General features: G+C 72.5%; 19 protein-coding genes. 6 read left to right on the top strand and 13 right to left on the bottom strand.

Features of this window, described 5'->3' with window-relative positions; genetic code table 11:
- Positions 1–5 precede the first annotated feature (5 nt).
- Together ruvA and ruvB are read left to right on the top strand one after the other, a co-directional pair.
- Complete coding sequence (gene ruvA, locus FFT10_RS23875) at positions 6–581, top strand: Holliday junction branch migration protein RuvA (RefSeq protein WP_137735398.1); 576 nt, start codon at positions 6–8, stop codon at positions 579–581.
- 47 nt (positions 582–628) lie between these two features.
- The gene (gene ruvB, locus FFT10_RS23870) at positions 629–1,696 is read left to right on the top strand and encodes a Holliday junction branch migration DNA helicase RuvB (RefSeq protein WP_137735397.1); all 1,068 of its coding nucleotides are present in this window, start codon (positions 629–631) and stop codon (positions 1,694–1,696) included.
- Between the two features lie 16 nt (positions 1,697–1,712).
- Here the strand turns inward: ruvB and FFT10_RS23865 are convergent, their stop codons facing one another.
- The 13 genes from FFT10_RS23865 to FFT10_RS23805 form a co-directional block, all read right to left on the bottom strand.
- Positions 1,713–2,135, bottom strand: coding sequence for a type IV pilin protein (locus FFT10_RS23865; RefSeq protein ID WP_137735396.1), 423 nt, complete (start codon positions 2,133–2,135; stop codon positions 1,713–1,715).
- Positions 2,136–2,137: 2 nt separating this feature from the next.
- Positions 2,138–2,551 (bottom strand): hypothetical protein, encoded by a 414-nt coding sequence (locus FFT10_RS23860; protein ID WP_137735395.1) that lies wholly within the window; start codon positions 2,549–2,551, stop codon positions 2,138–2,140.
- Positions 2,548–5,850, bottom strand: a complete 3,303-nt coding sequence (locus FFT10_RS23855; protein ID WP_162520906.1) for a pilus assembly protein — start codon at positions 5,848–5,850, stop codon at positions 2,548–2,550. The genes FFT10_RS23860 and FFT10_RS23855 overlap by 4 nt, the downstream gene beginning before the upstream one ends.
- Positions 5,851–5,858: 8 nt before the next feature.
- Entirely contained in the window at positions 5,859–6,446 is a 588-nt protein-coding gene (locus FFT10_RS23850) for a pilus assembly PilX family protein (RefSeq protein ID WP_137735393.1), read from the bottom strand.
- Entirely contained in the window at positions 6,443–7,522 is a 1,080-nt protein-coding gene (locus tag FFT10_RS23845; RefSeq protein WP_137735392.1) for a PilW family protein, read from the bottom strand. Before FFT10_RS23845 ends, FFT10_RS23850 begins: the two co-directional genes overlap by 4 nt.
- On the bottom strand, positions 7,519–8,037 hold the full coding sequence (pilV, locus tag FFT10_RS23840; protein WP_137735391.1) for a type IV pilus modification protein PilV: 519 nt from the start codon (positions 8,035–8,037) through the stop codon (positions 7,519–7,521). The genes FFT10_RS23845 and pilV overlap by 4 nt, the downstream gene beginning before the upstream one ends.
- Positions 8,034–8,570, bottom strand: coding sequence for a GspH/FimT family pseudopilin (locus FFT10_RS23835; protein ID WP_137735456.1), 537 nt, complete (start codon positions 8,568–8,570; stop codon positions 8,034–8,036). The genes pilV and FFT10_RS23835 overlap by 4 nt, the downstream gene beginning before the upstream one ends.
- A gap of 148 nt (positions 8,571–8,718) precedes the next feature.
- On the bottom strand, positions 8,719–9,360 hold the full coding sequence (locus FFT10_RS23830; RefSeq protein WP_137735390.1) for a histidine phosphatase family protein: 642 nt from the start codon (positions 9,358–9,360) through the stop codon (positions 8,719–8,721).
- Positions 9,357–9,986, bottom strand: a complete 630-nt coding sequence (locus tag FFT10_RS23825) for a YbhB/YbcL family Raf kinase inhibitor-like protein (protein ID WP_137735389.1) — start codon at positions 9,984–9,986, stop codon at positions 9,357–9,359. Before FFT10_RS23825 ends, FFT10_RS23830 begins: the two co-directional genes overlap by 4 nt.
- Before the next feature lie 21 nt (positions 9,987–10,007).
- Positions 10,008–10,331: a DUF1840 domain-containing protein gene (locus FFT10_RS23820; protein ID WP_137735388.1), complete on the bottom strand. Its 324-nt coding sequence runs from the start codon at positions 10,329–10,331 to the stop codon at positions 10,008–10,010.
- A gap of 70 nt (positions 10,332–10,401) precedes the next feature.
- Positions 10,402–12,522: a putative bifunctional diguanylate cyclase/phosphodiesterase gene (locus FFT10_RS23815; protein WP_228027280.1), complete on the bottom strand. Its 2,121-nt coding sequence runs from the start codon at positions 12,520–12,522 to the stop codon at positions 10,402–10,404.
- Between the two features lie 70 nt (positions 12,523–12,592).
- Positions 12,593–13,945, bottom strand: coding sequence for a cyclic di-GMP phosphodiesterase (locus FFT10_RS23810; RefSeq protein ID WP_137735386.1), 1,353 nt, complete (start codon positions 13,943–13,945; stop codon positions 12,593–12,595).
- 138 nt (positions 13,946–14,083) lie between these two features.
- Positions 14,084–15,025 (bottom strand): helix-turn-helix domain-containing protein, encoded by a 942-nt coding sequence (locus FFT10_RS23805; RefSeq protein WP_137735385.1) that lies wholly within the window; start codon positions 15,023–15,025, stop codon positions 14,084–14,086.
- A gap of 98 nt (positions 15,026–15,123) precedes the next feature.
- On the opposite strand from FFT10_RS23805, the gene pobA reads away from it, so the two are divergent.
- The 4 genes from pobA to FFT10_RS23785 all read left to right on the top strand — a co-directional run.
- The gene (pobA, locus tag FFT10_RS23800) at positions 15,124–16,299 is read left to right on the top strand and encodes a 4-hydroxybenzoate 3-monooxygenase (protein WP_137735384.1); all 1,176 of its coding nucleotides are present in this window, start codon (positions 15,124–15,126) and stop codon (positions 16,297–16,299) included.
- Between the two features lie 93 nt (positions 16,300–16,392).
- Positions 16,393–17,748, top strand: a complete 1,356-nt coding sequence (locus tag FFT10_RS23795) for a DUF3422 family protein (RefSeq protein WP_137735383.1) — start codon at positions 16,393–16,395, stop codon at positions 17,746–17,748.
- 36 nt (positions 17,749–17,784) lie between these two features.
- Complete coding sequence (gene bchI / locus FFT10_RS23790; protein WP_137735382.1) at positions 17,785–18,813, top strand: magnesium chelatase ATPase subunit I; 1,029 nt, start codon at positions 17,785–17,787, stop codon at positions 18,811–18,813.
- A 70-nt stretch (positions 18,814–18,883) separates the two neighbouring features.
- A partial coding sequence (locus FFT10_RS23785; protein WP_228027279.1) for a magnesium chelatase subunit D occupies positions 18,884–20,535 on the top strand: 1,652 nt, incomplete at its 3' end.

The raw sequence follows: 20,535 nt of genomic DNA, 5'->3' as shown, positions 1-20,535 counted from the left end.
CGTCCATGATCGGACGGCTGACAGGCGTGCTCGCGGAGAAGACTCCGCCCCAGGTGCTCATCGATGTGCAGGGCGTCGGCTACGAGGTCGACGTGCCGATGAGCAGCTTCTACAACCTGCCCGCGCTGGGCGAGCGGGTGACGCTGCTGACCCACTTCGTGGTGCGCGAGGACGCGCAGCAGCTGTTCGGCTTCCTCACCGCGGCCGAGCGCAACACCTTCCGCCAGCTGATCAAGATCTCCGGCATCGGGCCGCGCATGGCGCTGGGCGTGCTGTCGGGCCTGTCGGTGCAAGAGCTGACGCAGGCCGTGGCCCAGCAGCAGGCGGCGCGCCTGGTCAAGGTGCCGGGCATCGGCAAGAAGACGGCCGAGCGCCTGCTGCTGGAACTGAAGGGCAAGCTCGCCCCCGACCTGGGGCTGGGCGGGGCCACCATCACCAGCGACGCCCAGGCCGACATCGTGCAGGCGCTGATCGCGCTGGGCTACAGCGAGAAGGACGCCGCCGCCGCGCTGAAGCTGCTGCCGCCCGAGGTGGGCGTGTCCGACGGCATCAAGCTGGCGATGAAGGCGCTGTCGAAGTGAGCCCTGGCGGCAGGCCGGCCTGAGCCGAACTGCGCCACAATCACTGGATGGGCATCCAGACCGACGACTTCGCCGCCCCACCCGGGTCCACCGGCCCGCGCGTGGTCAGCGCGGCCCGCCAATCACCCCAGGAAGAGGCGCTGGAGCGCGCGCTGCGGCCCAAGCTGCTGGCCGACTACATCGGCCAGGCCAAGGCGCGTGAGCAGCTGGAGATCTTCATCGGCGCGGCGCGCAAGCGCGAGGAGGCGCTGGACCATGTGCTGCTGTTCGGCCCGCCGGGGCTGGGCAAGACCACGCTGTCGCACATCATCGCCGCCGAGCTGGGCGTGAACCTGCGCCAGACCAGCGGCCCGGTGCTGGAGAAGCCCAAGGACCTGGCCGCGCTGCTGACCAATCTCGAGAAGAACGATGTGCTGTTCATCGACGAGATCCACCGCCTGAGCCCCATCGTCGAGGAAATCCTGTACCCGGCGCTGGAGGACTACCAGATCGACATCATGATCGGCGAAGGGCCGGCGGCGCGCAGCATCAAGCTCGACCTGCAGCCCTTCACCCTGGTGGGCGCCACCACCCGCGCCGGCATGCTGACCAACCCGCTGCGCGACCGCTTCGGCATCGTGGCGCGGCTGGAGTTCTACACGCCGGCCGAACTGGGCACCATCGTGTACCGCTCGGCCGGGCTGCTGAATGTGCCGATCCAGGCCGAGGGCGCCTTCGAGATCGCCCGCCGCAGCCGCGGCACGCCCCGCATCGCCAACCGCCTGCTGCGCCGGGTGCGCGACTATGCCGAGGTCAAGGGAGATGGCGTCATCACCCGCCGCATCGCCGACCTGGCGCTGCAGATGCTGGATGTCGACCCCGAGGGCTTCGATCTGATGGACCGCAAGCTGCTGGAAGCCGTGGTGCACCGCTTCGACGGCGGCCCGGTGGGGCTGGACAACGTGGCCGCCGCCATCGGCGAGGAGGCCGGCACCATCGAGGACGTGATCGAGCCCTACCTGATCATGCAGGGCTTCCTGCAGCGCACGCCGCGCGGGCGCATCGCCACGCTGGCGGCCTACCGCCACCTGGGCGTGGCACCTCCGCAGGCAGCGGGCGGCCTGTTCGAAGATTGAGCGGCCGTCACTGCCATCACTGCCAGCACTTCACCGCGCTGAGCGTGGCGTCGCTGCTGACGGTCTGGTCACCGACCTGGTTGTAGAGGAAGCTGGCGCAGGCATCGCCCACCTGGGTGCCGCGCGGCGTGGCCTGCACGCTGAAGCCGTCGGCCGTCTGCGTCACGATCGTCAGGCTGTAGTAGCCGCCGCTGCTCACGTTGGGGTACAGGCCGGTGCCGCCCAGCGTGGCGCCGGCGTAGGTGCCGCGCTCGGTGTAGAAGCGCTCCATCTTCTGCGCCAGCTCCAGCAGCGACTGCTTGGCGTCGGTGCGGCGGCCCTTGGCCACCTGCTGCTGGTAGCTGGGGTAGGCGATGGCCGAGAGCAGGCCCACCACGGCCAGGGCGATCATCAGCTCCACCAGGGTGAAGCCACGGTTGCGGATGTGCAGGCGGGTCATGGTCAGCCGTCGATGTAGATCAGCACGATGCGCCGGGCCGGCGCCGGGCTGCCGGCCGATGCGGCGGCGGCCGGCATGGCCGGTTCCAGCGCCAGGCGCACGGCCTGGCCGGCACGCAGGCCGCGCGGGCCCAGGTTCTGGCCGCCGCTGCCCAGCACGCGCAGCTGCTCGGCATGCAGCGGCACCCGCTGGCCGCGCACGGTGACGCTGCCGGCCGCCAGGTCCACCGCATCCAGCCGCGCGCTCACCAGATCGAGGGTCGGCGCCACGGCGCCGGGCGCCGGCTCGGCCACGACGAGGCGGCGGCCCTGCTCGGCGGTGCCGCCGGGGCCGGCCACCACCACGGCCTGGGCCGTGCCGGCCAGCGCCGCCAGCAGCGCGCCGGCGGCCCATGCCGCGCAATGGAGGGGGGTCATTGCAGTTGCTCCCAGGATGCGCGGCGCGACGGCACGCGGGCGCAGGAGCCGCCCACCCGCACGATCTTGCCTTCGGAGGTGTTGATCAGCTTGTACTCGGCACAGGGCGCGGCAGCCGCGCCCGGTGGCGGCGGCGGCTTGCGCACGATGGTGGCTGCCGCCGGCACCGCGCCCACCTGCACGCCCGAGGGCACGGTGCCCTCCAGCAGGTCGGCGCTGTCGACCACGTTGTCGTCGTTCAGGTCCAGCGCTGCGGCGCGGTTGCCGGTGAAGATCTGCACCTCCATGATCCAGCCGTCGCCGCCGAAGGAGCAGGCCGCCGTGCTGGGGATCAGCGTGGAGATGACCAGCCGGCCGTTGCGCACCGTGGCCTCGGTCACCACCCGCTCGCCGCTGGTGGGCAGCGCCAGGCGCCAGCCCTTCTTGCCGGCGTAGTAGGCGGACAGGGTGATGGCGTCGTCGCCGGTCAGCAGGGTGTCGGCCGGCTTGCCCACGGCGTGGGTGCTGAGCCGGTAGGTCTTGCCGTTGGTGGCGGTGGCGGTGCGCGCCACGGTCTGCACCTGCAGGTCGGACAGGGCGACCTCGCTGCCGTTGTCCCAGATGCCGTACATGGCCTGGGTGCTGCCGGCGGCGTTGTCGTTCACGTCGACATAGCGGCCGCTGCCCACCGTCACCATGAAGCCGCCCTTGGGGTGGCGGGTGACATCGGGGCGCGCGGTGATGGCCTGGCCGCTGGCGGAGGCGAACAGCGGCTTCGGGGCCGCGACAGTGCCGTAGGCCACCTTCCAGGCGGTGGGGCTGGTGTCGCCGACGTCGAACTTCCACAGGTTGCCGGCCAGGTCGCCGGCGTAGATGACATCGGCCACGCCGTTGTCGTTGGTCGACACCACGGTCACGGCCGACAGGCCATTGGGAGCGGCGGTGGTGCCGGCCTTGGTGTCGATGCGGCTGACCGCGCCGGTCTCCAGGTCCACCAGCAACAGCACGGCGCGGCCGTTGCTGCTGTTGTAGCCGTTGCCGACGATGGCACGCCAGCGGCCATCGCGCATCTTGGCCAGGATGGGCTTGCCGAAGATGTGGCCCACGTCGGCGTCTTCGCTGCCGATCTCCCAGCGCACCACCTGGCTGGCCTTGGCCTCGGTGAAGTTCGACGGGTTGGAGATGTCCAGCGCATACAGGCCCGGCGCGCCGGCGTTCATGCCGGCCACCAGCATGGTCTTCCAGCCGCCGCCCACGTGCACATCACCGACCGACGGCGAGCCGTCGACGGTGAACAGGTGCACATAGGGGTTGGTGGTCAGCGCCGACAGCCGGTTGCGCACCGCCCAGGGCACGTAGGCGAAGAGCTCGTTGCCGCTGCTGGCGTCGAAGGCGTGGAGCATGCCGTCGTTGGCGCCGACGTAGATCACCGGCGTCAGCGCCGAGCGGCCGCTGGCGTAGCTGGAGTAGCGGGTGGACTCCATCGTGTCGCGGTACTCGCCGGTGGGCCCGCCCACATAGACCGGTGCCGAGTTGACGATGTCGCCCAGCACCGACACCGCACGGTTGCGGAACACCGGCGCGCTGCAGGCGGCGCAGTTGCGCGCCTCGCGGTCGCTGTTGCCGCGCAGGAACTCCAGCCGCTGCGCGCCGAAGTTGTCGACCGTGCCCGCGCCGTTCTTGTTCAGCGCAGTGACCATGCCGGCGTCGATTTCGCCAGCGGCAGGCGCGGCCGGGTTGGCCGGCCAGCGGAAGGGCACGCCGCGGCTGCCCAGGCCGGCCGATGGCTTGTAGGTCAGGATCTGGCGGCCGGTGCTCCAGTGCTGCCCGTTCAGCTTCTGGGCCGCGTCCCAATCGGGGGTGTCACCGGGCTCGCCGCTGCCACCCACCGGAAAGGCCAGCAGCTGGCCAGCCCAGTCGGCGCTGCTGAAGCGGCCCTGGAACACCTTGGTGCCACTGCTCAGCGACCCCGAATTCAGCGACACCGACGACGCCGCCGCGGTGCGCGAGATGATGTCGATGCTGATCTTGCGGAAGGCCTCGGCCAGGGCATCCCGGTCGCTGGCCAGGTAGGCGGTGCTGGTGCCGCCGAGTTCGGCCATGCGGTTGAGCGTGGCCACCGAGCTGGCATTGGCCACCGAATCGCCCAGGCCGATGACATAGCTCTGCACGTCGTACTTGGTGGCACCCAGCATGGTGCTGCGGAGCGCGCTGACGCGGGTGAACACATCGTTGGACGCGGTGCCGAAGGTCCAGGTGCCGGTGGCCGCGTTGAAGGTGTTGGCCATCTCGCCCAGCGTGTACATGCTGCCGTTGGTGCGTCCGGTGGGGTTGCCGTCGGTGGCCAGCAGCACGAAGTTCTTCTGGCAGCTCTGGCTGATCGGCGACGGGCGGCCGCTGATGGCGCCGGCGAAGTAGTCGCGCGCCGTGCCCAGTGCGCCGGCCAGCGGCGTGAAGACGGCGGCGTTCTTCAGCTCGGTGGTGGCGTTGTTGTTGGTCTCGGTGGCCAACAGGGCCATCATCGCGTTGTGGTGGGTGGTGGAATCGGCCGCCACCGGCTCGTTGATCACGCCGGCGCCGGTGATGTCGCCGTAGTAGCCCCAGGCCCGCCGCAGCCAGAACATGCGGCTGTTGGGCGGGGTGGCCGGCAGGAAGCCGGCATCGGTGGGCGTGAAGCTCCAGGTGGCGCCGTTCGGTCCGCTGTTGAAGTCGACGTTGGTCCAGCCGCTGCCGGCCAGGTGGTTGGACCAGACCCGGTAGCTGGTGCTGCCGTTGATGCCGATGCCGTACAGCTGGTTGCCCCAGTTGCCGGTGTAGAGCACATCGTTGATCGACGGGTCGTCACCGCTGTGGCGGTAGGTGATGAAGTTGAAGCCGTTGTCCGGCTGCGGGTTGGCCACGCAGCGCAGGCCGGCATTGCTGGCCGAGATGCCGCCGACGCAGTCGTTGGTGAAGCGCACCTCAGCATCGCTGCCGAAGTAGTAGGCATAGGTGGTGTACACCCCCGAGCTGCGCAGCGCGAAGCTGGACAGCCCCCACTGGAACGCACTGCGGTAGGCGGTGATGGTGTCGCGCAACACCGAGCGGGCGATGTTGCCCCGGGTGTTGGCATCGTCCCCGGCGATCAGCCGGCCGGCCATGGTGCCGTCCATCGACTGCGAGTTGTCGTAGACCACCAGCACGTTGGGCTTGACCGTGGTGCCCAGGAACAGCGGCGCCTGGGCAAAGTTCAGCGCCTGGGCCAGCACCGGCGGTGAAGCCAGCAGCGCAGCGGCGCCGGCGGCGGCAACCAGGGCGCCGTGCAGCGCCACCTTGGACATGGCTTGTTTCATTGCTTGACGTAGACCGATTGAAGCATCACGACCGTGGTGGGCCGGATCCCGGAGGCCCGCACCGTGATGCGGTAGGCCCGGGCACGAGGCGCGGGGGTGGCCCCGCCGCCGATGGCCGCGCTCTCGCCCGGCATGGGCGGCAGCACGGGCAGGTTCTCGACGAAGTAGCGCGGCTGCGCCGACAGTGCCTCGTTGTTCGGGCCCAGCAGCGCCGGCGCGCCGGTGCGGCTGCCGTAGCTGCGCGTGGTCTTCCAGTCGATGTCCTGCCACAAGGGCTTGGACAGCGGACTGTCGGCGGTGTCCGATGGCGAGATGCACAGGCCGTTGTTGCAGCCCACGGCAAAGCCGACAGCGGCATTCAGGTTCAGCTCGATGTCGATCTCGGCGTCGCGGATGGCGGCCTCGGCCGCCTGCAACGCCACCTGGCGGTCGCGTGCGTTGCCCACCATGCGCTCCTGCAGGATGCTGCTGTTCATCGAGCCCAGCGCCAGCATGGCCAGCGCCACCATCATCAGCAGGATGGCGATCAGCGAGAAACCCTGCGCCGGGCCGTTGCCGAGGGGGGTGCGGACGGGGCGGCTCATGGCACGGTGTTGCGCAGCGAGACCAGGGTGGAGACCACGGTGCGCAGCTTGCGGTCGGTCGGCGTCATGGTCACCCCGGCGAAGACATAGGGCTGCGGTGCGGTCGACGGGCTCTCGCTGGCGCCCACCAGCACCAGTTCCACCCGGGCGCTGACCACCTGGCCCCAGTCGGTCACCTGGCTGGCGTTGAAGAAGCGGTTGGCCGACAGGTTGCCGGCGCCGTCCAGGCCGTCGTTGTCGACACCGTAGGTCACGGCCATGCGCTCCACGCCCGACACCAGCTCGCTGGTCTGCGGCTCGCCGTCGTAGGTGGGGCTGACGTACAGCCACAGCGCCGTCTCGCCGCTGCGGCGCGCACTGTCGGCCAGGTAGTAGATGCGCGTCTGCATGCGCCAGACGCGGGCGTCGTTCGAGTACGTGCGGGCCAGGCTGTTGGTGGCCACGCCGGGCACCACGCCGGCGGCGCCGGCCACATGCTGGATCGAGCCAGCCGCGCCCGGCCCCACGTTGGTGGCCTGCAGCATCGATGCGCCGGCACAGTCGGCCACCATCAGCAGGTCACCACGCAGGAAGTTGGCGGTGGGCGTGATCGTCAGCGCCGCGGCACGGTTGGTCATCTCGGCCACCAGGGACCAGGCCACGCCGGTGGGACGGCGCACCACCAGCAGGTCGCCGCTGGCCAGTGCGCCCAGGCTGGTGGCCGGGGCGGTCAGCGCCGGGGCCCAGCCGCCACCGCCATTGCGCGAGCCCCAGATCGGCTCGCCGAAGTTGTAGAGCAGCGCGTTCGGCGTCACCAGGGTGTTGTCCATCGGCCCGACGGCCAGCGGTGCCGCGCTGTTGCCGGTGGGGACCACCGGCATGCAGCCGCGGAAGCCCGACATGCGCAGGTCGTTGGCGATGGTGTCCATCGCGAAGCGGCCGTTCTCCTGCAGCCGCGAACCCGATTCCTGCGCGACGAAGGTGTTGCGGCTGCCCAGGTACATGGTGCTGACCACCGTCACCAGGAACAGGCCGATGGCCAGGCCGACCATCAGCTCGACCAGGGTCATGCCGCGCACGGCGCCACGCCGCATCATGGCCGCACCGCCAGCACCAGGCGCGAGGTCACGCCCCGCTCGGTCCAGAAGACCTTGACCGCCAGCATGGTGCCGCCGCCGTCGCAGGCACTGCCCTCGGCGCTGCCGTCGTCGGGTGTGGCATCGCGGCAGACCACGCCGCTGCCGCCGGGCAGCTCGTTGGCCAGGGAGGCGTTCCACTGGCCATGGTCCAGCACGGCCATGCGCACCGGGGAGCAGTCGGCCGCGGCGCCGCAGTCGGTCACCGTCTCCGGTGCGCCCAGCGCGTTGTAGGCGCCGGCCACCACGCCGGCCCGGTTGGCCCGCATGCGGTCGGCCATCTCGTAGGCCAGGTGGCTGGCCTTGCTGCGCCACATGGCGCTGCTGGAGGCCGACAAGCCCTTCATCTGCAGCGCCGCATAGCCCAGCGCGCCGATGGACAGCAGCAGGATGGCGATCATCGCCTCCATCAGCGCGATGCCGCGCGGCCGGAAACGGCGCGGGCGGGCGGCGGGCACGGGCGGGCGCGGCATCATGGCGTGCAGGTGTTGATGCCGACCACGTCGGTGGCGCCGCTGGGCGTGACGGTGACGGTGAAGCCACGCGTGCCGCCGCTGGCCCGGCACAGCGTGTAGACCTGGGCGGTGGTGCCCACCAGGGCACCGGTGGCGCGGAACGACACCACCGGCGCGCCGCCCAGCTTGACCTTCTCCAGCGTGACGGCGCTCTTGCGCACCCGGGTCTCGCTGGTGGCCACGTCGCCGTTGCCGTCGTCGTCGACCGCGATCTCCCAGCCGTTGGCGAACTCGTTGCCGGTGGACCCGCTGCCCAGCGCCTGCAGCACCACCACGCGGCCGCGCTTGGCCGCCTCGGTGCGCGCCAGCGCCAACGCCGACGCAAAGCTGGACTTGGTGGCCGCCAGCTGGTTGTTGGCGGTGAACTCCTGCATCGACGGCACGGCCACCGCCAGCACCACCACCAGGACGGCGAGGCTGATCATCAGCTCGACCAGCGTGAAGCCACGCCGCCGCAAGGCAGGCAGGGAACGGAGCAGGTTCAGGTGGCGCATGGGGGACCTCGACAACGTTGTTATCGGCAGGTCCGCCAGGCAACCCAAGGGCGCATCGTGGTAACGGGTTGCGTCAACTGTGCGCAGTTGCACACCGGTGGGCCGGCGCGGCGCTCAAGTTCCGGCGGCGCCCGCCGCCGGGGCGGGCTCAGGCCGTGCTGTCGTCGGCGGCCACGCCGTCGAGGTGGGCGCTGTCGTTCCAGCCCACCAGGGCCAGGCCCTGCGCCGTGTGCAGCAGCCGGTTGATGCTGGCATTGCCCAACGGCCAGCTGCGCGGGTGGTCCAGCGCCACATGGGTGGCGGCGCGGTACAGGCCGTCGAGCACGCCGCCATGGCAGACCAGGGCGATGGTTTCACCCGCATGGGCCGCGGCCAGCCGGTCCACCGCGGCCAGGCAGCGGGCCTGGAAGCTGACCAGGCTCTCGCCGCCCTCGGGCGCGAAGTGCGGGTCGCGCTCGCGCCAGCGCCGCGCCTGCACCGGCCAGCGCGCCTCGATCTCGGCATGGGTGTGGCCTTCCAGCAGGCCGAAGCAGCGCTCGCGCAGGCCGGGCTCGGCCTGCAGCGGCAGGCCGAGTGGGCCGGCCAGGGCCTGCGCGGTCTGCCAGGCGCGCTGCAGGTCGCTGGCCACCACCCGGTGCAGGCCCTCGCCGGCCAGGGCGCCGGCCAACGCGGCGGCCTGGCGCAGGCCCAGCGCATTGAGCGGGATGTCCTGGTGGCCCTGCATGCGGCCCGCCGCATTCCAGGCCGTCTCGCCGTGGCGGATGACGACCAGCCGGGTCAGCGCACTCAAGGCGTGCGCAGCCGTCGGTTCAGGGTGTACGTGCCCGACAGCGTGGCCGCGCCCAGCACATGGCCGGCCAGCGCCTCGCGCACCTGGGCGCCGGTGAAGTCGCCCTCCACCGCCAGGCGCGGCACGTCGAGCGCATACAGCGCGAACAGGTAGTGGTGCACCAGCGAGTCATTGAACGGCGGGAACGGGCCGTCGTAGCCGAAGTAACGGCCGGCGTGCGCGGCGTCGCCGGCAAACCAGCCGGTGTAGTCGTTCAGGCCCTGGCGCGCAGGGCCGTCGGTGGCCGGGCCGGGCTTGCCACGCGCGGTGAAACCGCGGCTCCACTGGCCTTCGGCAAAGCCGCTGACGGTGGGCGGCAGGTCGACCAGCAGCCAGTGGAAGAAGTCCACCCGCGGCAGGTCGACCGGCACCTCCCGGTCGGGCTGGTTGACGTCGTCGGCGCGGCTGGGCACGTCGAAGTCATGGCACACCAGCACCAGCGAGCGGGTGCCGGCGGGCAGGTCGCTCCAGGCCAGCGGCGGGCTGAGGTTCTGCGAAAAGGCCACGCCGGTGTCGGTCAGGCAACCGGCGGCGAACCGCGGCGGGATGGACTCGCCGTTGCTCCAGGCATCGCTCCAGAGTTTCATCAGGGACTTCCAACAGGGGAACTACACGCCCCAGACCACCGGCTCGCCGGCAGCGGCGGCGCGCTTGAGCATGTCCAGCATCGGCCACAGGCGCTGGCGCAGGGCCACGCCCTCGCGCGGGGCCAGGCGCTCGCCGCGGGCAGCGGCCTCGCGCTCGGCCTCGGCGCGGGCAGCCTCGTCGGCCAGCACCGCCTGCTCGATGGCCAGCATGGCCGCCGGCATGTCGGCCGGCTCGAGGATGCCCTTGGGGGCCGGCGCCCGGCCGATGGCACGCATCAGCGCATCACCGGTGGGGCCCATCATGATGATGTCGCCGCTGGCCTTGCTCTTGAACTTGTAGATCATCGCTGCCTCGTCCCCGGACGGGCCAGGGCAAGCGGCGATTGTGCACCCAGCACCCGCCAGGGGGCAGCACTCAGCGGACGACCAGGCTCAGCCGCGCGCGGTGGCGGCGGCTGCGCGGCGGCCGCACCCGCTCCTCGAAGCTCAAGGCATCCAGCGCCGGCGCGTACAGGAAGCCCTGGAACTCGTCGCAGCCCATGGCCAGCAGCATGGCGCGCTGCGGCTCGGTCTCCACGCCCTCGGCGATCACCTTCATCGCCAGGGCCTGGGCCAGCTGCACGATGGCCCGCACGATGGCGCCGTCGCTCTCGTCGGCCGGCAGGCCCTTGACGAAGCTGCGGTCGATCTTCAGCCGGTCGATCGGGAAGCGCTTCAGGTAAGACAGGCTGGAATAGCCGGTGCCGAAGTCGTCGATGGCCAGGCGCACGCCCAGCTGCGACAGCTGGCTCAGCCGGGCCAGCGCCTCGTCGGCATCGTGCACCAGGATGGATTCGGTCAGCTCCAGCTCCAGCAGCGCGCCGGCCAGCTGGTGCTCGCCCAGCACGGCGGCCACGCGGTCGTTGAAGTCGGCCTGCTGGAACTGCAGCGCCGAGACATTGACCGACACCGGCATCGGCATGCCGGCATCGCGCCAGCGGGCAGCCTGGCGCACCGCCTGCTCCAGCACCCAGTCGCCGATGGCGATGATGAAGCCGCTCTCCTCGGCCACCGGGATGAACTGGCCGGGCGAGACCTCGCCCAGCTCCGGGTCGCGCCAGCGGATCAGCGCCTCGGCACCGACCACCTGACCGGTCTTCAGGTCGAGCTGCGGCTGGTAGTGCAGGCGGAAGCGCTGGCTGGCCAGCGCCTGCCGCATGGCATGGTCGAGCCGCATGCGCTGGCGCATGTCGGCATCCTGGTGGGCCTGGTGAAAACGGAAGCAGGCCCGGCCGCCCTGCTTGGCCCGCTGCATCGCCGATTCGGCGTGGCGCACCAGCATGTCGGCATCGCTGCCGTCGGCCGGGAACAGCGCCACGCCCACGCTGCAGGTCAGCGTGAAGGTCAGGCTCTCCACCGTGCAGGGATGCGAGACCGCGTCCAGCACCCGGCGGGCGGTGGCTTCGGCGCCGCGGCTGTCGGCCTCGTGCACCAGCAGCGCGAACTGGTCGCCGCCGACGCGGGCCACCACGTCGCCCTGGCGCAGGCAGGTCTTCAGCCGGTCGGCGCAGTCCAGCAGCACCCGGTCGCCCACCTCGTGGCCCAGGCTGTCGTTGATCTGCTTGAAGCGGTCCAGGTCCAGCAGCAGCAGGGCCAGGGTGCCGGCGCTGCGCCGTGCCTGGCGGATGGCGTCGCTGACGGCCAGGGTCATCTGCCGCCGGTTGAACAGCCCGGTCAGCGCGTCGGTGCTCGACAGCGCCTCGATGCGCTGGCCGGCGCTGACCAGGTCGGTGTGGTCGCGGAACGACCACACCCGGCCACAGGGCCGGCCCCGGCTGTGCTGCGGCTGGGTCACCCGCTCGAGCACCTGGCCCGAGTGCAGGGTGATGCGCTCGCTGGCCTGCAGCAGCGTGGCCTCGTGGATCTGCGCCAGCCGGCGGGTGTAGGCCTCGGGATCGACGACGCTGCGGCGCATCCAGTCGTAGACCGCATCGTCCTGGCGCTCGGTGAGCAGGCTCTCGGGCAGGCCCCAGATCTGCGCGAAGCGGCGGTTGAAGGCGCGGATGCGGCCGGCCAGGTCGGTGACCAGGATGCCGTCGGCGGTGGATTCCAGCGTGGCCTGCAGTTCCGACAGCAGCAGCTCGCGCTCGTCGGCCTCGCGCTGGGCGGCACTGCGGTCATGCACCACCACCAGGTAGGCCTGCGGCGCACCGTCGGCCGGCCCAAGCGCGCGGATGCGCCGGGTCACCTGCACCAGGCGGCCGGCGGCATCGACCAGCGCGGTGTCCGACAGCAGCGGCCCGGGGCCGGCACTGGCCGGCTGCGCGGCGGCGGCGCGGGCCTCGTCCCAGTAGGCCAGGTCCTCGGGCGTGCCGATCAGGCCGTCGGCGCCCTGCCCCAGCACCGCCGGCGCAGGAAGACCCAGCAGGGCCAGGGCCTCGGCGTTGACGGCCAGCACCTGCAGGCTGAGGGCGTCGACCAGCCAGGCCGGCTCGCCCAGCGCATCGAGCAGGGCGCGCCAGCCGGTCAGGGCGTCTTGGACGGCGGGCAGGCTCACTGATGCACCCTGGGGCCTGCGGCCCGTCCCGCCGAGCGGGAGTGAGCCCCTTCGAGCGGTCGGGCGGGGCTCACGCGGCCATCGCCTCGACGGTGTCGGCAGCATCGGCCAGCACCGGTTCGAAGAAATACACCATGCGCTGGCGCGGCGACAGGTAGTCGCGGGCCGCGGCCGGCAGCTGGGTGGCCTTCAGGCTGCGGCGGATGCCCAGGTCGACACAGCCGTCCAGGTTCAGCAGCAGCGCCTCCTCCACCGGCACCTTGGTGTCGCAGACCAGCACCCGCGGCTTCAGCGGCCGGCTGGAGTTGCAGCTCACCACGGTGGCGTAGCGGTCGTCGGTCAGCTGCACCAGCGAGCCCGGCGGGTACACCCCCATCATGCGGATGAAGGCATTGAGCATGGTCGCGTCGTACTTGGTGCGGCTCTGCGCGAAGATCTGCGACAGCGCCTCGTGCGGTGTCAGCGCCGCGGCCACCTGGGCCGGGTTGCAGAGGTTGTCGTAGCGGTTGATCAGCGAGACGATGCGCGCGCCGATGGCCATGCGGTCGAGGTTCAGCCGCGCCGGGAAGCCGCTGCCGTCGGCCATCTCATGGTGCTGTGCCAGCACATGCAGCGCACCGTCGCGCAGGCCCATGCGCAGACCCAGGGCCACGCCCAGGGTCACATGCTCGCGGTAGGCCTGCTGCTCGCGCGGGTTCAGCGGCAGGTCGCCATGGCGCACGCGGTCGGGCAGCTCCAGCTTGCCCACGTCATGCAGCAGCGCGCCCACGCCCAGGTCCAGCATCTCGTCCTCGGAGAAGCCGAACACCCGGCCCATCAGCAGCGCGATCACCGCCACGTTCAGCGCATGGCCGGAGACGCGGTCGCCGGCGGCGTCGCTGATCACCCGCACGCACATCTCGCGGTCGACCATCATCTTGTCGAGCAATGACCGGGTCAGGCCCTCGGTCACCTCACGCGCCTGGTCGGGTGCACGCGGCACCAGGCGCTGGGCCTCGTGCCAGGCCCGGCCGGCCTCGCCGTACTGCTTCTCGCACAGCTCGCGCGCTGCGGTCTGCGCCGCCAGCGCATCCAGCGCCCACGCCCGCGGGCCCGGCACGGCCGCGGGCGCGGTGGCCTCGGCCGCGGCGGGTGCCGCATCGGCGGCCACAGGCGGCGCGCCGTCGTCCACGGCCACCGGCGCCGGCACCACCACGATGGCATCGGCATCGCCAGGCGCACCCGGCGGCTGCGGCGCGGCGGCCAGGCGGCTCTTCTCGGGGCTCCAGCGCAGCTTCTTCAAGCCCAGGCCGCGGATGGTGGTGATCTGGTCCGGGCTGGTGATCAAGAAGCTCGACAGCGCAAACGGGTGCGCCCACCAGCCCAGATCGAGGTGCACGAACATCCCGACTTGCAACTCTTCGATGACAACCGTCTGCGACATGGCCTGTGGTCTTCCGGCAAGGGATCCAATGGGGGCGGACTGCTGCCCGCATGGCTGGACTTTCGGCAGCCCGCGGCCGGAACTTGAACCGTGGCCGCAGTCCGTGACGGACCGCACGCGCCGGCGGCACCCGCAGGGCTAGCGCGCGGCCAGTGCCCGCCAGGCGCTGGGCGTGTGCCCGGTCTGCCGCAGGAAGAAGCGGCTGAAGTAGCCGGCATCGGCAAAGCCCAGGCCCAGCGCGATCTGCTTGACCGACAGCGTGGTGTAGGCCAGGTCGCGCTGGGCCTCCAGCACCAAGCGGCCGTGCAGCACGCCCAGCGCCGAGTGGCCCAGCACCTGGTGGCACACCCGGTTGAGCTGGGTGGGCGTGATGCCCAGCTGCGCCGCCAGCGCCGCCAGACCAGGCTGCTGGCGGAAGCGCGCCTCCACCAGCGTGCGCAACCGGCGCACATGGTCCAGCGCGCGGGCGCCGGCGCGGGTCGGCGCGGCATCGGCGCCATCGCCGTCCTGGGCGGGCAGCAGGCGGCCCAGCTGCACCACCAGCTGCAGCAGGGCGGCGTCCAGCGCCAGCTCGCGCCAGGCGCCGGTGGCGCCGAATTCGCCGCGCAGCTGCGCCACCGCGGCCTGCAGCGCCGCCGCCTCGGGTGCGCTGTCGTCCAGCTGGCACAGCCGCGCCTGGCCCAGCTGCGCCGCCAGCGCCGGCGTGCCGGCCAGCAGGCGGGCCAGGTGCTGCTCCAGCACCGTCACCACCGTGCCGTCGATGTCGGGCGCGAAGACGAAGCCATGTGGCACCAGGGCCGGCAGCAGCAGCACGCAGGGGCCGGCCAGCGGCTGGGTGCGGCCGTCCAGCCAGGCCTGCGCGGTGCCGCGGTGGATGTGCAGAATTTGAAGCAGCGCCGCATGCCGGTGTGGGCGGATCTCCCAGTCATGGCGCTGGCTGCGCTCGGCGATGCGCTCGCAGTGCAGCCAATCGGTGGCCTGGGTGCGACCGGCCTCGCCGTACAGCGCATAGGTGGGCAGTGACGTGGGCAGCGGGCTGGCGGCAGGCATGGCAGCGGCCGTCTTGGTGGAAACGCGCATGTTCGAATTGTGCAAGTGTTTGATCGCTGCGTGCCTTGAGCCGGCGTGCACGCCGCCCTAAGCTTGATGCCCATCAAGACCCTCCCCGGAGACTCCGCATGAAAACCCAGGTCGCCATCGTCGGCGCCGGCCCCTCGGGCCTGCTGCTCGGCCAGCTGCTCGCCAAGTCGGGCATCGCCAACATCGTGATCGAGCAGCGCAGCGGTGACTACGTGCTGGGCCGCATCCGCGCCGGCGTGCTGGAGCAGACCACGGTGGACCTGCTGCGCGAGGCCGGCGTGGCCAGCCGCATGGATGCCGAAGGCCTGCCGCACGATGGCGTGGAGTTGTGCTTCGGCGGCCAGCGCCACCGCATCGACCTGCACGGCCTCACCGGCAAGCAGGTGATGGTCTACGGCCAGACCGAGGTCACCCGCGACCTGATGGCCGCCCGCACTGCCGCCGGCCTGCCCACGGTCTACGAGGCGGACGAGGTGGCGGTGCACGGCTTCGACAGCGCCCACCCCAGCGTCACCTACCTCAAGGACGGCGTGCGCCACGAGGTGCAGGCCGACTTCATCGCCGGCTGCGACGGCTTCCACGGCGTCTGCCGCGCCAGCGTGCCGGCCGGTGCCATCACCCAGCATGAGAAGGTCTATCCCTTCGGCTGGCTGGGCGTGCTGGCCGACGTGCCGCCGGTCAGCGACGAGCTGATCTACGTGCACCACGACCGCGGCTTCGCGCTGTGCAGCCAGCGCAGCAAGGTGCGCAGCCGCTACTACGTGCAGTGCAGCCTGGACGACAAGGTCGAACACTGGTCCGACGACGCCTTCTGGAACGAGTTGCGCGCCCGCCTGCCGGCCGACACCGCTGCCAACCTGGTCACCGGCCCGTCGATCGAGAAGAGCATCGCGCCGCTGCGCAGCTTCGTGGCCGAGCCGCTGCGCTTCGGCCGGCTGATGCTGGTGGGCGATGCCGGCCACATCGTGCCGCCCACCGGCGCCAAGGGCCTGAACCTGGCCGCCAGCGACGTGGGCTACCTGTGGCAGGCGCTGCAGGGCTTCTACGCCGGCCGCGCCGGCGAGATCGACCACTACAGCCAGCGCGCGCTGGCCCGCATCTGGAAGGCCGAGCGCTTCAGCTGGTGGATGACCTCGCTGATGCACCGCTTCCCCGAGAACGGCACGTTCGGCCACAAGATGCAGATCGCCGAGATGGAGTACCTGTTCAGCAGCCGGGCGGCGATGACGGCGCTGGCCGAGAACTACGTGGGGCTTCCCTTGGTGTCAACCTGACGCGACACTCGGGGTATCCGGCGACGGCGCCGGGCCGGGTGGTGGCTTAAGCTCCCGCCTGCTGGCCCGTGCTGCCCTGCCGGCACCCCGCCGATGCCCGACACCCCCCTGCTGCCCCCCGACCACCCCGACCGCGCGATCCTGGCGGCCGAGGTGCATGCCCGCCCGCCGGAGCCGCTGCAGGCGCCCAGCCGCGCCACCTACGTGGCGGTGCGCATCGACGGCGAGGCCCGCGCCGCCGAGATGGACCACATCGTGGCGCTGTGCCGCCGCAGCGGCGTGGCACCGCCGGCCGCCGGCGTCACCCAGTGGGCCGGCCACCTGCCGACCGACCGCGGCCCGGTGCGCTTTAAGTGGGAGCGCCACGGCGAGTTCTCCAGCTACACCTTCTTCACCGCCGGCCTGAGCGGCCAGCCGTTTGCCGAGCCGGTGGTGGGCCTGCTGCCGCCGGGCTGGCTGGCCGGCGTGCCGGGGCAGACAGTGTTCGCCGCCCATGCCAAGCTGGCCCTGGCCGACATGCTGTGCGACGGACCGGGCGGCACGCCGTCGGCGGCCCAGCTGGCCGCGCACTTCGGCGCCAACGTGGTGGTGGGCGCGGGCATCGGCGACGGCGCCGGCCTGGCCTTCACCGACTTCAGCATCCACGCCGACGGCTTTGCCCGCTTCCTGCTGCTCGACCGCGAGATGACCGAGCGCCAGGCCGGCCGCATGCTGCAGCGGCTGTTCGAGATCGAGGCCTACCGCATGATGGCCCTGCTGGCGCTGCCGGTGGCGCGCGGCCTGTGGCCGCGGCTGCTGGCCATCGAGCGCACCCTGGCCGCGCTGACCGAGCGCATCGCCGCCGGCGCCAATGCCGGCCCCGGCCAGGATGAACAGCTGCTGCAGGACCTGATGGCCCTGGCGGCCGAGATCGAGAGCGCGCTGTCGGCCAGCCAGGCCCGCTTCGGCGCCAGCCGGGCCTACCACGCGCTGGTCACCACCCGCATCGGCGAGCTGCGCGAGGTGCGCATCCGGGGCCTGCAGACCATCGACGAGTTCATGACCCGGCGCCTCAGCCCGGCCATGGCCACCTGCGCCACCGCCAGCCAGCGGCTGCATGACCTGAGCGAGCGTGTGGCCCAGGCCAGCAACCTGCTGAGCACCCGGGTCGACATCGCCCGCGAGCGCCAGAACCAGGCCCTGCTGGCCGCCACCGCGCGCCGCGCCAAGATGCAGCTGCGGCTGCAGCAGACGGTGGAGGGCCTGTCGGTCGCCGCCATCGTCTACTACCTGGCCGGCCTGGTGGGCTACGGCGCCAAGGCGCTGAAGGCCGCCGGCCTGCCCATCTCGCCCGACCTGGTCACCGGCGTCGCGGTGCCGGTGCTGGCGCTGGGCGCCTGGCTGGCGCTGCAGCGGGCGCACCGCCGCATCGCGGCCGACGACGGCGAAGCCAGCCGCAGCTTCCACTGACCCGCTTTCCCGCATCCGTTCCCGGAGTTTCCCCGCATGGCGATCGCCTTTCCCTTCTCAGCCATCGTCGGACAGGACGAGATGAAGCTCGCCATCCTGGTGGCCGCGGTCGACCCCGGCATCGGCGGCGTGCTGGTCTTCGGTGACCGCGGCACCGGCAAGAGCACCGCGGTGCGCGCCCTGGCCGCCATGCTGCCGCCGATGAAGGCCACCGTGGGCTGCCGCTACAACTGCGACCCGGCCGCCGCGCCCGGCGCCTGCGACCAGTGCGCCACGCTCAAGGCGGGCAAGGCCACCGTCAAGAGCCACAGCGTGCCGGTGCCGGTGGTCGACCTGCCGCTGGGCGCCACCGAAGACCGCGTCGTCGGCGCGCTCGACCTGCAGCGTGCGCTGGCCGATGGCGTCAAGGCCTTCGAGCCCGGCCTGCTGGCCCGGGCCCACCGCGGCTTTCTCTACATCGACGAGGTCAACCTGCTGGAAGACCACCTGGTCGACCTGCTGATCGACGTGGCCGCCTCGGGCGAGAACGTGGTGGAGCGTGAAGGCCTGAGCGTGCGCCACCCTGCCCGCTTCGTGCTGGTGGGCAGCGGCAACCCGGAAGAAGGCGAGCTGCGGCCGCAGCTGCTCGACCGCTTCGGCCTGAGCGTGGAGGTCAGCACACCGAAGGACCTGCCGGCGCGCATCGAGGTGGTCAAGCGCCGGGATGCCTTCGAGCGCGATCCGGTGGCCTTCACCGCCGCCTGGGCCAAGGAAGACGCCAAGATCCGCAAGCGCATCGTCGCCGGCCGCGCCCTGCTGCCGCGCGTGGTGGTCAGCGACGCGGTGCTGGAACACACCGCCCGCCTGTGCATGGCCCTGGGCACCGACGGTCTGCGCGGTGAGCTGACGGTGATGCGCGCCGCCCGCGCGCTGGCCGCGTTCGAGGGCGATGACGCGGTGACGCTGGCGCATGTGAAGCGCGTCGGCCCGCCGGCGCTGCGCCACCGGCTGCGGCGCGACCCGCTGGACGATGCGGGCTCCAGCGTGCGCGTCGAGAGGGCGCTGGCGGATCTGCCCGCGGCATGAGCCCCGCCCGGCCGCCCGAAGGGGCTCCATCCCGCTCGGCGGGACGGGCCGCAGGCCCCAGGGTGCACCCGTGACCGTGGCCCCCGCCACCGGCCCGGAGGCCGAGGCCCACACCGAGGCAGACACCGACCTGCGCTGGGCCGACGCCCTGACCGCCGCCGCACTGCTGGCAGTGGATCCGGTCGGCCTTGGCGGCGCCCTGCTGCGCGCCCGCGCCGGCCCGCAGCGCGCGCTGTGGCTGGCGGCGCTGCGCCACAGCCTGCCGCCCGGCGTGCCGGTGCGCCGCGTGCCCCTGGGCATTGCCGACGACCGCCTGCTCGGCGGGCTGGACCTGGCCGCCACGCTGCAGGCCGGCCGCCCGGTGGCCCAGCGTGGCGTGCTGGCCGAGGCACACGGCGGCTTGCTGGAACTGGCGATGGCCGAGCGCCTGAGCGCCGGCACCGTGGCCCGCCTGGCCGCCGCGCTGGACACCGGCCAGGTGCGCATGGAGCGCGACGGCCTGACGCTGCAGCAGCCCGCCCGGCTGGGCCTGGTGGCGCTGGACGAGGGCGTGGACGACGACGAATGCGCCTCGCCCGCGCTGGCCGACCGGCTGGCCTTCCACCTGGTGCTCGACGGCCTGCCCGGCCACGGCCCCGGCCCGCGCAGCGCCGCGCCGGCCGACCATGACGCCGACAGCCTGGATGCCCTGCTCGCCGTCAGCGCCGCCGAGGTGGCCGCCGCCCGCGCCCGCCTGCCCCAGGTGGCCAGCGGCGCCGGCACCGCCACCGCGCTGTGCCGCGCCGCCGCGGCGCTGGGCATCGATTCGTTGCGCGCACCCTGGCTGGCCCTGCGTGCCGCCTGCGCCGCCGCCGCGCTGCAAGGCCACGACACGGTCGAGCCCGACGATGCGGCGCTGGCCGCCCGCCTGGTGCTGGGGCCGCGGGCCACCCGCTTCCCCGCACCGCCCGAGGCCGAGGCGCCGGAGCAGGCCCCACCCGAGCCACCGCCCGCCGACCCTGCGGCCGATCCGCCCGCGGAGCCGCCGGCCCCGCCGCCCGAGGCCGATGCCACCGCCGAGCCGCCGCCCGACCCGCCCACCGACGACACCCCGCCGCCCGACCTGGACCATGCGCTGGACGAGGTGGTGCTGGAAGCCGCGCTGGCCACCATGCCCGCCGGTCTGCTGGCCCAGCTGAAGGCCGGTGTGCCGCAGCGCAGCCCGGCGCAATCAGCCGGCAAGGTGGGCGCGCTGCAGCCCGGCGGGCCGCGCGGCCGGCCGCTGGGTGCGCGCCGCGGCGAGCTGCGCGCCGGCGCCCGGCTCGACCTGATCGCCACGCTGCGTGCCGCCGCGCCCTGGCAGCGGCTGCGCCAGCGCGCGCTGCAGCGCAGCGATGCCGCCGCACCGCCGCGCCGGGTGCTGGTGCAACCGGAGGATTTCCACATCAGCCGCCGCGCCCAGCGGCGCGAGACCACCACGCTGTTCGTCGTCGATGCCTCGGGCTCGGCGGCGCTGCACCGGCTGGCCGAGGCCAAAGGCGCGGTCGAGCTGCTGCTGGCCGACTGCTATGTGCGGCGCGACCGGGTGGCGCTGCTGGCCTTCCGCGGCAGCAGTGCCGAGCTGGTGCTGCCGCCCACCCGTTCGCTGGTGCGGGCCAAGCGGGCGCTGGCCGGCCTGCCCGGCGGCGGCGGCACGCCGCTGGCGCTGGCGTTGGACGCCGCCGCCGCGCTGGCCGCCACCCT

Origin of the sequence: Pseudaquabacterium pictum, assembly GCF_005403045.1 — a bacterium.
Lineage (GTDB): Bacteria > Pseudomonadota > Gammaproteobacteria > Burkholderiales > Burkholderiaceae_C > Pseudaquabacterium > Pseudaquabacterium pictum.
Note: the sequence above shows the minus strand (reverse complement) of the source record. Positions and strands in the feature narration are given on the sequence as shown.

Coding starts and splice junctions, on each gene's coding strand:
- FFT10_RS23810 (WP_137735386.1), bottom strand. CDS start 13,945: ATGTCGCAGACGGTTGTCATCGAAGAGTTGCAAGTCGGGATGTTCGTG.
- FFT10_RS23820 (WP_137735388.1), bottom strand. CDS start 10,331: ATGATCTACAAGTTCAAGAGCAAGGCCAGCGGCGACATCATCATGATG.
- pobA (WP_137735384.1), top strand. CDS start 15,124: ATGAAAACCCAGGTCGCCATCGTCGGCGCCGGCCCCTCGGGCCTGCTG.
- FFT10_RS23860 (WP_137735395.1), bottom strand. CDS start 2,551: ATGACCCCCCTCCATTGCGCGGCATGGGCCGCCGGCGCGCTGCTGGCG.
- ruvA (WP_137735398.1), top strand. CDS start 6: ATGATCGGACGGCTGACAGGCGTGCTCGCGGAGAAGACTCCGCCCCAG.
- pilV (WP_137735391.1), bottom strand. CDS start 8,037: ATGATGCCGCGCCCGCCCGTGCCCGCCGCCCGCCCGCGCCGTTTCCGG.
- FFT10_RS23835 (WP_137735456.1), bottom strand. CDS start 8,570: ATGCGCCACCTGAACCTGCTCCGTTCCCTGCCTGCCTTGCGGCGGCGT.
- FFT10_RS23845 (WP_137735392.1), bottom strand. CDS start 7,522: ATGATGCGGCGTGGCGCCGTGCGCGGCATGACCCTGGTCGAGCTGATG.
- FFT10_RS23865 (WP_137735396.1), bottom strand. CDS start 2,135: ATGACCCGCCTGCACATCCGCAACCGTGGCTTCACCCTGGTGGAGCTG.
- FFT10_RS23855 (WP_162520906.1), bottom strand. CDS start 5,850: ATGTCCAAGGTGGCGCTGCACGGCGCCCTGGTTGCCGCCGCCGGCGCC.
- FFT10_RS23805 (WP_137735385.1), bottom strand. CDS start 15,025: ATGCGCGTTTCCACCAAGACGGCCGCTGCCATGCCTGCCGCCAGCCCG.
- FFT10_RS23825 (WP_137735389.1), bottom strand. CDS start 9,986: ATGAAACTCTGGAGCGATGCCTGGAGCAACGGCGAGTCCATCCCGCCG.
- FFT10_RS23795 (WP_137735383.1), top strand. CDS start 16,393: ATGCCCGACACCCCCCTGCTGCCCCCCGACCACCCCGACCGCGCGATC.
- ruvB (WP_137735397.1), top strand. CDS start 629: ATGGGCATCCAGACCGACGACTTCGCCGCCCCACCCGGGTCCACCGGC.
- bchI (WP_137735382.1), top strand. CDS start 17,785: ATGGCGATCGCCTTTCCCTTCTCAGCCATCGTCGGACAGGACGAGATG.
- FFT10_RS23850 (WP_137735393.1), bottom strand. CDS start 6,446: ATGAGCCGCCCCGTCCGCACCCCCCTCGGCAACGGCCCGGCGCAGGGT.